Origin of the sequence: Pseudomonas sp. MWU13-2100, from assembly GCF_023242365.1 — a bacterium.
GTDB lineage: Bacteria > Pseudomonadota > Gammaproteobacteria > Pseudomonadales > Pseudomonadaceae > Aquipseudomonas.
Map to the genome: position 1 here is coordinate 107,699 of NZ_JALLIX010000004.1, position 14,226 is coordinate 121,924.

General features: G+C 61.3%; 7 protein-coding genes. All 7 read left to right on the forward strand.

What is annotated here, in order from left to right:
* Positions 1 to 26 precede the first annotated feature (26 nt).
* The 7 genes from M5B99_RS04640 to M5B99_RS04670 all read left to right on the forward strand — a co-directional run bounded on the left by M5B99_RS04640 (position 27) and on the right by M5B99_RS04670 (position 14,199).
* Positions 27 to 296 carry an acyl carrier protein gene (locus tag M5B99_RS04640; RefSeq protein ID WP_248802870.1) on the forward strand — a complete coding sequence of 90 codons (270 nt, stop codon included), beginning with the start codon at positions 27 to 29 and terminating at the stop codon, positions 294 to 296.
* Complete coding sequence (locus M5B99_RS04645) at positions 296 to 1,627, forward strand: cytochrome P450 (protein WP_248802871.1); 1,332 nt, start codon at positions 296 to 298, stop codon at positions 1,625 to 1,627. Before M5B99_RS04640 ends, M5B99_RS04645 begins: the two co-directional genes overlap by 1 nt.
* Positions 1,624 to 2,217, forward strand: a complete 594-nt coding sequence (locus M5B99_RS04650) for an NADPH-dependent FMN reductase (protein WP_248802872.1) — start codon at positions 1,624 to 1,626, stop codon at positions 2,215 to 2,217. Before M5B99_RS04645 ends, M5B99_RS04650 begins: the two co-directional genes overlap by 4 nt.
* Positions 2,218 to 2,222: 5 nt before the next feature.
* Positions 2,223 to 3,791 carry an MFS transporter gene (locus M5B99_RS04655; protein ID WP_248802873.1) on the forward strand — a complete coding sequence of 523 codons (1,569 nt, stop codon included), beginning with the start codon at positions 2,223 to 2,225 and terminating at the stop codon, positions 3,789 to 3,791.
* Between the two features lie 492 nt (positions 3,792 to 4,283).
* Positions 4,284 to 5,528: a glycosyltransferase gene (locus M5B99_RS04660; protein ID WP_248802874.1), complete on the forward strand. Its 1,245-nt coding sequence runs from the start codon at positions 4,284 to 4,286 to the stop codon at positions 5,526 to 5,528.
* A gap of 95 nt (positions 5,529 to 5,623) precedes the next feature.
* Positions 5,624 to 12,946: an amino acid adenylation domain-containing protein gene (locus M5B99_RS04665; protein WP_248802875.1), complete on the forward strand. Its 7,323-nt coding sequence runs from the start codon at positions 5,624 to 5,626 to the stop codon at positions 12,944 to 12,946.
* Positions 12,947 to 13,038: 92 nt separating this feature from the next.
* Positions 13,039 to 14,199 carry an FAD-dependent monooxygenase gene (locus tag M5B99_RS04670; RefSeq protein WP_248802876.1) on the forward strand — a complete coding sequence of 387 codons (1,161 nt, stop codon included), beginning with the start codon at positions 13,039 to 13,041 and terminating at the stop codon, positions 14,197 to 14,199.
* The last annotated feature ends 27 nt before the right edge of the window (positions 14,200 to 14,226 follow it).

Consider the following 14,226-nt stretch of genomic DNA (forward strand, 5'->3'; position numbering starts at 1 on the left):
CTCCACCACCACACAGGATTTTTTCGATGTTGACGCAAACATGTCCCACATTTTCCGCAGATGAATTGAGTCGTTGGCTGGCGACCCGCATTGCCGACTACGTCAACCTTCCCCTGGATGCCATTGAGCCTGATGTGCCTTTGAGCGAATACGGACTCGACTCCGTCTACGCGCTGACACTGGTAGGTGAAGTCGGCAGCCATCTTGGCATGGTTGTCGACCCGACCGTGATCTGGGACTTTCCAACCCTGCGCGCGCTGGCTCAAGCATTGGCCGGCAATGCGGGCAGTTGCTGATGCAGCACCTCAAGGACTCAATGGAGAACACCATGGACGCGGCGCTATACGACATTCCGACACAACGAACCTGCCCCTTTGATCCGCCACCCGAGTACCGGCATCTGCGTGTCGAGCAGCCGATACTTCGAGTGAAAACACCGCGTGGCGACAGTACCTGGCTGGTAACGCGCTACAAGGACATTCGCGCCGTCCTGAGTGACAAACGCTTCAGTTCAGATCCTCGTCGACCAGGATTCCCCTCCTATCTGACCGGTGATATCGCCCCGCCCCCCGGTTTTTTCCTGTTGATGGATGACGCTGACCACAAGCGCCTTCGCGCCTTGATTGTCGGTGAGTTCATCGGACCTCAACTTGAGGCGCTGAACCCGCTGATGCAGAGCGTGGTCGCACGGAACATGGCAGCGCTGGAATCACTGACGCCGCCCCAGGATCTGATTACGACCTTCGCCCTGCCGATTGCAGCCCAGGTGATCTGTGAGCTTCTGGGGGTTCCGTACGCCGACCACGGTTTTGTTCAGGAGCGCACCGATACCATCCTCGACAGAAGCCGCTCCCCGGAGGAGCAAGAAGCCGCCGTGGTCGAATTGATGGGGTATTTCGACCAGCAGGTGACCCTTAAGGAAAATGCGCCCGGAAACGACCTGATCGGCAGACTGATTCAGGACCCGGTGCGCTACAGCCAAGTCAGTCACGATGAGCTGGTCGGCCTGGCGGCTTTGCTCTTGCTCAGCGCCTACGACACGATGGCTCAAGTCATCGGGCTGGGGACCGTGGTCCTGCTTCAACAACCGGAACAGTTGAACGCCTTCCTGGAAGAGCCGGCCTTGGCGGATAACTTCATTGACGAAATGGTCCGCTATCTTTCGGTCAACCACACCGGCCTGCCCCGGGTAGCAACCGCTGATGTCGAAATCGGCGGCCAGCTTATCCGGGCTGGCGAAGGTGTCGTGGTCATGCTCAACTCAGGTAATCGGGACGAACTGATCTATACCCAGCCCGACCAGCTCGATATCCACCGCAAAGCCAGGAACCACCTGGGCTTTGGTCATGGCCTGCACAAGTGCATCGGCGCCCATTTCGCCCGGGCCGAGCTGAAAATTGTCTTTCGCAGCCTTTTCAAGCAACTGCCTACCCTCGCATTGACCTGTCCCATCGATGCCCTGCCGTTTCGCCACGAAATGGTGTTGTATGGTTTGAAACGACTACCGATCACCTGGACCGATGGCCCCAGGCAAGCCGCTACCGAGCCGGTCCATAGCAGGCCTGTCCAGGTGCCACCGAACGAGGCAACGCAGCGAGGCTGCCCTTACACGGGGAGCCCACTATGATCCATGTTCTGGCCTTGTCCGGGAGTTTGCGAGCAGCCTCGGTGAACACCGCATTGCTGCGCGCCTGCGCTCGGCTTACCCCTGCGGACATGAACGTCACATTGTTCGAGGCCATGGAGCAAATCCCTTTGTTCAATCCCGACAATGAGGGACATGAGGCCCCCGCCGTGCTGTCACTGCGTGAAGCGCTGAAAAATGCCGATGCGGTCATTATTGCCAGTCCTGAATATGCCCATGGCGTGACAGGTGTCATCAAGAACGCATTGGACTGGATCGTGGGCAGCGGCGAACTCGAGGCCAAACCCCTCGCCCTGCTCAACGCCTCGAAACGCCCGACTCACGCCCCCGCCGCGTTGAGGGAAACCTTGACCATCATGGGCGCCCACGTACTGGACTCAGGCTCCCCGACGTTATCACTCTCCAGCAATCAGGTGAGTGAGGAGCAGGCCCTGGCCATGCCAGACATCACTACTGCACTGAAAGACATGCTCTCGGCCCTGGCCCAAGCCATCGGGGCCAGGGCACTCGAGTGCGAGCCTGCTGAGTACCCCAGGCCGTCTTCGATCACTTTTGATTCACCAAAGAGATAAAAACCATGAGTCTCTCCACACAAACACCACTACACACCGGACAATCACGCCCGGCCTTGATCCTGCTGGCCATTCTGCTGGCAATCTTTGTCATCCCGACGTCGATTTCGGGCACGGCCGTCGCATTGCCAAATATCGCCCTGCAACTCAAACCCGAATTAACGACCTTGCAATGGGTGGTGACGGCATTCAACCTGACATTTGCCTGCTTCACACTCGCCTGGGGCGCCGTGGCCGACATTATCGGGCGTAAATTGGCCTTTACGCTGGGTGCCCTCATTTATGCCGCCGGCGCCCTGATCAGCGCCACGGCGACAGACATCCTGGTCCTGGATTGCGCCCGCGCAGTTGCCGGCATCGGTGCAGCGGCGATTTTTGCCGCGGGCAGCGCCATATTGGCAACGGAGTTCGATGCCGCCGCTCGACTGAAAGCCTTTGCCATGGCCGGTGCAGCGGTCGGGATCGGCGTGGGTATCGGCCCGACGCTCTCCGGGTTGCTGGTGGAGAGCATCGGGTGGCGCTCCATTTTCTACGTGCATGCGGGCATCATTGGCGTGGTGATCGCCATTATTCCTGCAATGCGACTGCAGGCACCTCATTTCAGTAATGCGCGGATCGACTACGTCGGCATTACGCTGTTTGTCCTGAGTGCATTGCTACTCGTCACCGGCATTGTGCAAGGCTCCCAGTGGGGTTGGGGCAGTCGGGACACCATCGGCTTGTTTGTCTTGTCCATGGTTTCGTTCACTGCCTTTATCCTCGCCGAGCGGTACCAGCGCCAGCCCATGCTGGACCTGTCGATCCTGCGTAACCGGCAATTCGTTGGGTGGTGCCTGGCCACCGTCACCCCGTCCTTCGGTTTTTTCACCTTGCTCACCTACCTGCCCAGCTACTTGAGCTCGGTCGCCGGATACAGTGCGGGGACAACTGGCTTGGCCATGTTGTTACTGGCCTTGCCACTGTTTATCTGCCCGGTGATTTCCGCAAAGCTCGTAGAAGCCGGCATCAAGGCCAAGACTGTATTATTCGTGAGCCTTGGCGTCCTGATCGTGGGTGATATTTGCCTTCTGTTCATCAGCACCGGTGCATCACTCCTTGCGTTTGCAGGCCCCATGCTGCTCGTCGGCGCGGGAACTGGCCTGTGTGCGGGCCTGGCCGACGGCCAGGCACTAGGCAACGTCGCACCAGAGAAGTCCGGCCTGGCAGCCGGCTTCTTGAACACGCTTCGCCTCGGCAGCGAAACGATTGCCATTGCATTTTACGGCTCTTTGCTGGCGACCAACTTGCATAAGGTCATGAGCGCCGATTTACCGGATTTTGCGAGGGCACTGGATATCAAGCTACTGGCCAACACGGTTGCGACAGGCAATCTGACAACGCCGCTACAATTGGTCGATGCCAGCCATGCCGAGCTGTTCCGGACGTTCATGGACTCGAGTTACAACGCCTCCTTCCACGATGTCATGCTGGTGCTCATTGGCATCTGCATCCTCCTGTCCCTCGTCATAATCAAACTCCTCAGCCCCTCTGCAAACACCAAGCCTCGCTTGGCCACAGCATCTGATCAAGCCTAGAGGGCATGAGGGATTGGCGTCCGGAGAAGCCCGGGCACACCGGGCGCCGAATAAAGGGCGCGCAGCCCGACGATTTTTCTACCTGATCACCGTCGGCGAACGGATTGCCCAGGCCCCTCGCTTCAAGGGCGCATTTCAGCGCCCCGGCTCACCACACGAAGCAGCGACGGCGAAATATCGCCTGTCCCTGCTTCCCCCTACAGACATCGATAAATGTGCAGGTTTAAATAATCTGCTCAAATCAAATCGTTTGAGTGATGCACTGAACAATCAGATGTGACAGTGGAATATTGATATAACAAAAACCAACAAGACATTATTCATATTCAACTCGCTGACACTTCGACTGTTCGGAACAAGACAACGCCCTCCCGCCGTCCCTGCTCTATCACCCTTCAGCAGGGAAACGAACAGCCACAGATGGAAAACGGCTCCCACCGTAATGGATAGATCTGGGACCGCCAACAGCACGATCACTCAAGAAGGACTCTTATGCATGTGATCATTACCGCCATCGGCTCAGCCGGTGACGTTCACCCCTTTGTCGGGATCGGCCGCACACTTGCCGCACGCGGGCATCGGATAACGTTTTGCGCCAGCGCCGCGTTCGCCCCGTTGATCGAGCGTTGTGGCTTCACGTTCTTGCCCTTGGGTACCCGGGAGGAATATGACAAGGTCATGGCCGACCCGGCGTTGTGGCATCCTCGGACCTCGCTTCCCACCCTCTGGAAAACCATCGCCAGTACGTTGCGCGAACAGTATCGGCTGCTGGAGCAAGCGTGTGACGATCAGACCGTGATGCTGGGCTCCTTGTGGGCATTTTCCGCACGTCTGCTGCAAGAGAAACGCGGCATCCCGCTGATCACCGCGCAAGTCTCGCCATTCGGCTTCTGGTCGGCCGCCGCGCCCTCCACCCATCCACCGGGAACGAACTTGCCGGCCTGGTTTCCCTATCCGGTCAAACGCACCTTGATGAGTGTCATCGAACGCCTCTTTCTGGATCGGGCCATGGCGCCGGAACTCAATGGTTTCCGCAGCGAGTTGGGCCTGCCACCGGCCAAGCGCATTATCAGCCAGTGGATCTCCTCACCCGATCGGGTATTGGGTCTGTTTCCAGAATGGTTCGCCCCCGTGCAACACGACTGGCCCACCCAGACCGGACTGACCGGGTTCCCGCTATTCGATGAATCCAGCTTCCAGGAAACCGATGCCGAGCTCGATGACTTCTTGAATGCGGCCTCACCGGTGGTGTTCACCCCGGGTTCGACCATGGTCGATAGCGGCCAGTACTTTGCCGCGGCGGTGGGGGCACTCAAGTTGATCAACCGTCGCGGTGTGTTTCTGACCAACCAGCCGGTAGACCCGACGGTGGCCGCCGAAGGACGGATTCTGGTACGCCGTTACGTACCGATGAGCCGCATCCTGCCGCAGAGCTCGGCTCTGGTGCATCACGGTGGCGTCGGGACTACGGCGTTGGCGATAGCCGCCGGGGTGCCGCAAATCGCCACGCCTTTCGCCCATGATCAGTTCGACAACGCCGCGCGAATGGAGCGTTTGGGTTGCGGCTTGCGAGTCTTCCCTCCGGCTTCCGCCGAGTCGCTGGCGAAGGCGCTGGACCAGGTGTTGAACAGTCATGAAGTGCGCGCAAGCTGTGACCGCTATCGCAAGTTGATACCCAGCGGTGAGTCGGCGTGTGAAGCCGCGGCACTGCAAATTGAAGCACTTGCCTGGCGCTGACAGGTATCGCAAAGCCTCATCAGGGATGATCAGTGACAGGGAGTGAACGGCCGGCCGTTTGCTTTGCCTGTCGACTTTCGACAAGGACGACGAATATGCACAACAACCCTATGACCCAGGTCACGCCCTCTTCGACTGGAGAGCCTGCGCTTTACCCACTGACCGCCCCCCAACTGGATATCTGGCTGGACCAGACGCTGCATGGCGAGACCCCTTTGTACAACATCGGCGGTTATGCCCGAATCAACGGCGTGGTGGATGCGGCAAGGCTACAACAGGCCATCGATCAGGTCGTCCGCGACCACGACGCCCTGCGAATCCAGTTGGAACCCGGATCGCCCGATCATCCCCTGCCGCGACAACGTTTCCTGGTGTCGGTCAGCGTGCCGCTGGCCTTGCTCGATGTGTCAGGGCAAGACGACCCAGAGGCCGCCGCGCTGGCCCTGATGCAGGAAAACCTGCAGACCCCGTTTTCCTTTGATGGCGGGCTGTTGTTGCGCATGGTCCTGCTCAAGGTTGGCGAGGGCCTCTACTACCTGTTCGTCAATTGTCATCACCTGATCGTCGACGGTTGGGCCTTTGCCATGCTCGGCCGAGCGGTCAGCCAGGCCTATACCGTACTCCAGAACCAAGGGGAAAGCGCGGCATGCGCGCCGACTTATCGGGCGTATATCGAGCGGCAAAAAACCGACCGGGACTCGCCGTCCTTTCAGCGCCAACGCCAGTACTGGCTGGATAAATACCGCAGCCTGCCCGAGCCGCTGCTCACGCCCCGCCATGAAAGCCGATTCGGACAGCGCCTGGCCCCCAGCCAGAACCATGCCTGGCGCTTGCCTCGCGCGCTTTACAATCGCCTCGGTGAACTGGCGAAGGCCTCCAGCCAGGCGACCGTGTTCCATGTGATGCTCGGGGCGTTGTACAGCTATTTCACGCGGGTCGCCCAACGCGATGAACTGGTGATCGGCCTGCCCGTCCTCAACCGCGCCAATGCCGCACACAAAGCCACCCTGGGTTTGTTCGTCGGCATGAGCCCGGCACGTCTGAGCCTGGGCACCGACCTGGGCTTCAGCGAGTTGGTCAGCAAGATTGCCCTGACGCTCAAGCAGGACTACCGCTATCAACGTTTTCCATTGAGCGAGCTCAATCGTGAACTCGGGCTGCAGAACCTGGGCCGGGGCCAGTTGTTCGACCTGGTGCTGTCCTACGAACTTGACGCTGACACCTGGTATGGTGCGGCCCCCGCGCAGCCGGTCAAACTCAGCAATGGATACGAACAACGACCGCTGGCGCTGCATGTGCGTGAGGCGGCGCCGGATGCCGATGTGTGGATGCACTTCATCTACAGCGAGGTCTATTTCGACGCGGCGCAGATCGAGGCGCTGCAACAGCGCTTCATGAATATCCTGCACGGCGTGGTCGCTGATTTTGACGTACCGGTAAAAGCCCTCGACCTGATGCCGGCACCTGAACGCCGGCAGATACTGGAAGAGTGGAATCGCACCGACGTCGACTACCCGAAAGAGCCTTTGCTTCATCAGTTGATCGAAACCCAGGTCGCCGCTCGCCCCGAGGCGATCGCCGTACGCTTCGAAGAGCAAACGCTGAGCTATGGCGAACTGAACCGTCAGGCCAATCAGTTGGCCCACAGCCTGATTGAAGCGGGCATCCGCCCGGACGCTCGCGTCGCTCTCTGCGTGGAGCGCAGCCTGGAGATGGTGGTGGCTCTGCTGGGCATTCTCAAAGCCGGCGCCGCCTACGTGCCGATGGACCCGGGTTATCCAGCCGAGCGCTTGCGCCATATGCTCAGCGACAGCGCGCCGAGCACCCTGATCACCACCCGCGCGCTACTGACTGGCCTGCCCGCCGTGACGGTACCGGTACTGTGCCTGGATACCGACCATGCACGCCTGGCCCGGCAACCGCAGCACAACCCGGACGCCACCGCGCTCGGCCTGACGCCCCAGCACCTCGCCTATGTAATTTACACCTCCGGCTCCACGGGCTTGCCCAAAGGGGTCATGAACCAGCATGACGGGGTCGTCAACCGACTGCTCTGGGCCCGCGATGCGTATGGCGTCGATGAGCACAGCCGGATCCTGCAGAAGACCCCGTTCAGTTTCGATGTGTCGGTCTGGGAGTTTTTCCTGCCACTGCTCAGCGGCGCGCAACTGGTGGTCGCCGCCCCTGGCGGGCATCAGGACCCGGGCTATCTGATGGACATCATGGTGAGCAGCGGCATCACCCTGTTGCATTTCGTCCCATCGATGTTGCAACTGTTTCTCGACCAGGTAGAGCCGCATCGCCTGCCTGAGTTGAAACAGGTCCTGTGCAGTGGCGAAGCCTTGCCTTATGCCTTGCAGGAACGGTTTTTCGAACACTTGCCCAAGGTGCGGTTGCACAACCTCTATGGTCCCACCGAAGCGGCGATCGACGTCACGTCCTGGCATTGCCGCCCCGGTGCACACCCAGGCATCGTCCCCATCGGCAAGCCGATCGCAAATACCCAATTGCATATCCTCGACGCGAACCTGCAACTGCTGCCGCCGGGGATCGCCGGAGAGCTGCACATCGGCGGGATCGGGGTCGCCCGGGGTTACTTGAATCGCCCGGAGCTGACGGCCGAACGCTTTATCCGCGACCCCTTCCAGGTGGCTCCCCAGGCGCGCCTGTACAAGACCGGCGACCTGGGCCGTTGGTTGCCCGATGGCAGCATCGAGTACCTGGGGCGCAACGATTTCCAGGTGAAGATCCGTGGCCTGCGCATCGAGCTGGGCGAGATCGAAGCGCGACTGGTGGCTTGCGCGGGCGTCAAGGACGCGGTAGTGATCGCTCGCCAGGCGTCGGCGGACGATACCTGCCTCTGTGCCTATCTGGTGGGCGAACCGGGATGGCTGCTGTCACCGCAGGTGCTTCAGGAAGCCCTGCGCCAACAGGTCCCCGACTACATGGTGCCCAGGCATCTGATCCAGCTTGAGCAACTGCCGTTGAACGTCAACGGCAAGCTGGATCGCAAGGCCCTGCCCGAGCCCGAAGCAGACTTGGGCAGTCGCGATGCAACCGCGCCACGCACAGCCTTGGAACAGTCGCTGGTCGACCTCTGGCGGGACAATCTCAAGCGCGCGACGCTGGGCATCCACGACAACTATTTCATGCTCGGCGGCGACTCCCTGAAGGTCATTCACTTGCAGGTCAAGGCCCGTGAACAGGGGATCATGCTGACGCTGGCACAGATCTACCAGCATCCGAGCATCGCGCAGCTGGCCCAGAGCGTGGAGGCCCAAGAAGGTCTATCGACGAATCTGCCGCCCTTGCTGCGTACGGCGCCTTTTGCCCTCGTGCCGCAAGCCATCCGCCTGGCCAGCGAGGAGGTGTTCGAAGACGTGTTTGCCGCGTCGCAGTTGCAGGTCGGGATGATCTACCACGCGATGATGCACCCGGAGTCAGCGATCTATCACGACATTTTCCGCTACCGCCTGCGCCTGCGTTGGGATGCCGCAGCCTGGGAGCGGGCTTGCAACGCCTTGATCCGGCGCCACCCGGCCTTGCGCATGTCGTTCGATGTCGCTCATGCCGATGCCCCCATGGCCCGGGTGCACAGGACGGTCGAGGCGCCTGTGCGGATCATCGACGCCGTCTCCCTGAGTACCCTTGAGCGCTCGAACGCCGTGGCCGCCCATGTGGAGGGGCGCAAGCGCTACCGCGCCGACTGGCAGCGGGCACCGCTGTACCAGCTCTGCGTCTTTGTCGCGGCGGATGAAATCGACCTGGTGTTCAGTTTTCAACATGCGCTGCTCGACGGCTGGAGCGTCGCCACCTTGATGCGTGACCTGATCACGCTGTACACCTCGGCGCAAGGCGCGGACGCACTACCGGCCTTGACCAGCACACCTGCCGACTTCGTCAGCCTGGAGCTGGAGGCTTTGGCCAACGAGGCCCATGGCCGGTTCTGGAGCGAATACCTGCACGACGCACCCGTCGCCTCCATGACCAGTTGGGTCCCTGCGCTGGCCCCTGACTCAACGCCGCACCGCTCGGCCTATCGAGAAATGCCCGTCGCGGATCTGGCCCGGCTCGAAGCCTTCTGCCGCGAACAGGACCTGCCGTTGCGCGCCGTCTTGCTGGCGGCTCACGGTTTCGCCCAAGCCATCCTGTCCAATCAGCAGGAAGTGCTGTGTGGCGTCATCAGCCATGGTCGACCTGAGTTCGAGGACGCCGCCTCGGTGCTGGGTCTGTTCCTCAACACCCTGCCCGTGCGCTTCAGCACCCTGGGCCAGAGTTGGCTTGAGCTGATCCGCGGGGTGATGAGCCAGGAGCAACAGGTGTTCCCCCACCGGCGTTACCCGTTCGCTCTGATTCACCGCGAAACCTCGGTCAGCTTGAACCTGGTGTTCAACTACGTCGATTTTTATGTACTCAACGACATGCTGGCGCAGGGTAAGGAAATCCTCACCGACTGGGAAACCACGGAAGCCAGTAACTACGACCTGCTGACCACCGTGGGTCGTCACCCGGCCAACGGTTCGCTGATGTTGAAAATGGACTACCGCCCCGCACGCGTCGCGACCCTCCAGGTCGAGGCCTATGCCGATTACCTGCTGCGCACACTGGAGTTGATGATCGCCGCCCCCCAGGCCACGCCACGCATACCGGCCTGGCGGCCAAGCCTCGAGCAAGGCACGCCGACAGCGGTCACGGCTGTCCCCCGGCGCAATCTTTCGACCCTGTTACTGGACAGCTTCACCCGCCATGGCGAACAGATCGCCGTGAGTTTCGAACAGGCCCGGCTGTCGTACCGCCAACTGGCAAACGCCAGCGCACAACTGGTGAGTTGGCTGCACCAGCAGGGTATCGGCCAAGGCGATCGAGTCGCCATCTTGATGCCGCGCTCGCCCGACCTGATCGTCGCGCTGCTGGGTGTGGTACAGGCCGGCGCCGCTTATGTACCGATCGACCTGAGCTACCCGCAGGAGCGCATCCGACTGATTCTCGAGGATTCGCAACCGCGCCTGGTGCTGTTCGCCGATGCCTCCGCGAACCTGGTGACGGCGCTGGCCGGCACGCTGGACCAGCGTCACTGGGACAGCGTGGCCGCCGAGTTCAGCGACGACCTGCCGGGCAGCCATGCGCGGGTCGCCTCGATTGCCGCCGAAATTGCCGCTGACGACAACGCCTACTTGCTCTATACCTCAGGCTCGACCGGACGCCCCAAAGGCGTGGCCATGCCGCACCAGGCATTGACCAATATGATCCTCTGGCAAAACCGCCGGCAGGCAGAAGGCTCCAGCACGGCGGCAGCGCTGAAGACGCTGCAATACTCGCCCATTTCGTTCGACGTCTCGTTTCAGGAAATTCTCTCGACCCTGACCTGCGGTGCAGAGCTGGTGATGATTGATGAGGAGCTGCGCTATGACTTCATCCGGTTACTGAGATTTATCGGCACACAGGGCATCAATCGGCTGTTCCTGCCCTACGTCGCCTTCCAGGGCCTGGCCGAAGTCGCCCTGCAACTCGGCATCCGTCCCGCCTCGCTGCGCCAGATCAATGTGGCCGGCGAGCAGCTGAAAATCACCGCCGAAATCCGCGCCTTGGTGGATGGTCTCGACGACTGCCGGGTCGAAAACCACTATGGTCCGACCGAAGCTCACGTGGTCAGCAGTCTGAGACTGGAGGGCGCCACGGCGACCTGGCCGAGCCTGCCGTCGATCGGCACGCCGATCGACGGGGTACGCCTGCATGTCCTCGACGCAACGGGCAACGCCTGCCCGGTCGGGGTCGTTGGCGACCTGTTCATCGAAGGCTGGTGCCTGGCGAACGGTTACTGGAATCAGCCCGAACTGAGCGCGGAACGATTTGTCCAGCGCCAGCTGGAGGGGGAGCCCCGGCGCTTGTACAAGACCGGGGACATCGGGTTTTACTTGCCCTCGGGCGACCTGGTCTATCAAGGCCGTAGTGACGCCCAGGTAAAAATTCGCGGCTATCGCGTCGAACTGGGCGAGATCGAAATCGCCATGCTCGGCTCGCCTCAGTTCGGTGCCGATATTCAGCAGGTAGCGGTGATCGACAAGCTTGCCGCGGATGGCGGGCGCTATCTGGTGGGCTTCGTCCAGGTCATCGAAGGTCGCCAGCTGGACCTGGAGCGACTCAAGGCCGAAATGCGCCTGACGCTGCCCGATTACATGCTGCCCAACACCCTGGTCGGCATCGCACAGATACCGCTGGGCCCCACCGGCAAGATCGATCGCCAGCGCCTGCAAAAGGTCGACGTTGAACATACTTTGCTGCGTCCGTTTACCGGCCCCAGAAATGCCTGTGAAGACTTGCTGCAGGCCTATTGGCAAGAAACCCTGGAGCTGGAGGACATCAGCATCCATGACAACTTCTTCGAGCTGGGGGGCAACTCGCTCAAGGCGGTCCGGCTGATTGCCATGCTGGCCAGGCATCAGGACTTCGAGCCGTCATTGTCCGACTTCATCCAGGCCCCGACGATTGCCGAATTCGCCAAAGTCTTGCAGCCGAGCGAAACGGACCTCCCGGAAACCGGCACGCTGGTGGACTTCAAAAATGCCACGCGGGCACCGACGCTGTTCCTGGTGCACCCCATCGGCGGTCACGTGCTGTGTTATGCCGCGTTGGCGCAAGTTCTCAAGAACCAGGTCCACCTCTATGCACTGCAAGCGCCGGGCACCTGGGATAGCCGCGAACCCTTGCCATCGGTACAGGCCCAGGCGGTGCACTACGCCGATGCCATTGAACAGGTCGCACCACAAGGTCCGCTGAACATCGGCGGCTGGTCCTATGGCGGCGTCGTGGCGTATGAGCTGGCGAGTGAGTTGAAACGCCGTGGGCGGCGTCTGCATAACGTGTTTTTGCTGGACACCATCGTGCGGGTCAACCAGGGCGAGGTGCAAATAGAACGCAGCGAGTTCATGAACTGGTTCATGTGGGAATTGCTCAGCGGCGATGGCCAGGAAGAGTACGACTACCACGCCCTGGACTTCTCTGCGATGGGCGACGCACAAGCCTTCGAGGCGATCAAGCAGCACGGAGTCAGCCAGGGCATCTTCAACGCGAGCATCACCGTGGTGACCCTGGATCAACTGTACCGGGTTTTTCACGCCAACTGGCAATCGCTACTGGATTATCGATTCCCGCCAGAGGACTTGCCGCTCACGCTGTTCGCCGCGGACGTCGAGTTACCCGATGTGCTGCAAGCCCCCCACGAACTGGTGGGGACCGCCTTTCGCGATCCCTACCGTGGCTGGCGCTCGATTGCGCCACAGGTCGAACGAATCGCCGTGGAGGGCGACCATTTGACCATGATGCGCCAGCCGAATATCGAACGGGTGGGTGCCTTCATCCAGTCACGCATTGACGCGGCGCTGGCCGGAACCACTCAAGCCATGGCGGAATCCGCGTAGCCGTCACGGGCGCTCGCAGTGACGCAACGGGATTAACGACCCCGCTTGACTCAACGCCCGGTCGTTCCGGGCCCGATTAAAGGTGAAACAGCATGACAGAACCCAGGAAAGCCATAGTCGCGGGGGCCGGTATCGGCGGACTGACCGCGGCCATCGCGCTGCAGCGGGCCGGCTGGCAGGTCAAGGTCTTCGAAGCGGCCCCGACGCTACGGACCAGTGGCAGCGGCTTGTCGGTCATGGCCAATGCCATGGCGGCGCTGCATTCGATCGATGCCCATGTCCCGGTGGAACAAGCCGGCCAGGTGATCCAGCAGTTCTTTTTCAAGAAACACAATGGCGACCCCATCACCAGCATGCCCATCCACGCGATCGGCGAGCAATTGGGGCATCCCAATATCAATATCCAACGCCCGTTGCTGCTGCGGGCCCTGGCCCGGCAGCTTACACCGGACACCCTGACCACGGGGTTGCGCTGCGTCGGTTATGCCCATCGCCCGGATGGGGTCGAGGTGTCGTTCGAAGACGGCAGCACGCACCAGGCAGACCTGCTGATTGGCGCCGACGGCCTGAACTCGGTGATCCGCCAACAGATGCTCGGCGAAACCCCCACCCGTCCCTCCGGCTATATCGCCTGGCTGGCGCTGACGCCACTCAGCCACCCGGTCATGACCGAGGGCTATGTCGCGCATTACTGGGGACGCGGCAAGCGCTTCGGGCTCTGCGACGTCGGGGATGGCCAGGCGTACTGGTGGGGAACCTGCAACCATGATAACGCCGCACAGGCCGCCTTGAGCATCAGCAAGCAAGAGGTGCTCGGTGCCTACGCCGGCTGGGCACCGGAAGTCATTGCAGCCATCGAGGCCACCCCCGAGAGTGCGATCCTGAAAATGCATGCCCGGGATCGTGAGCCGGTGGAGCAGTTCTGCGAAGGCCATGTGGTGCTGTTGGGCGATGCGGCCCATCCCATGCTGCCGAGCCTGGGCCAGGGCGCCGCGCAGGCGATTGAAGACGCCGTGGTGCTGGCCGAGCACCTGGCACGAATACCGGACCTGCGCAGCGCGCTGGCGCAGTACCAGGCGCGGCGGCACCCGCGGGTCAACGGGATCGTCAATGCCGCACGCTTCATGAGCGGCATCGAACAGGCCGAGTCGAGGCTCCTCTGCTGGTTGCGCGAGTGGTATTTCCGCCTGACCCCACAGAGCAGTTTTCGCAAGAAGAACGTCGACATCTTGTCGTTCAAACCCATCGCCTGAACCGGCGGTGATCCAGCGGCCTCACCA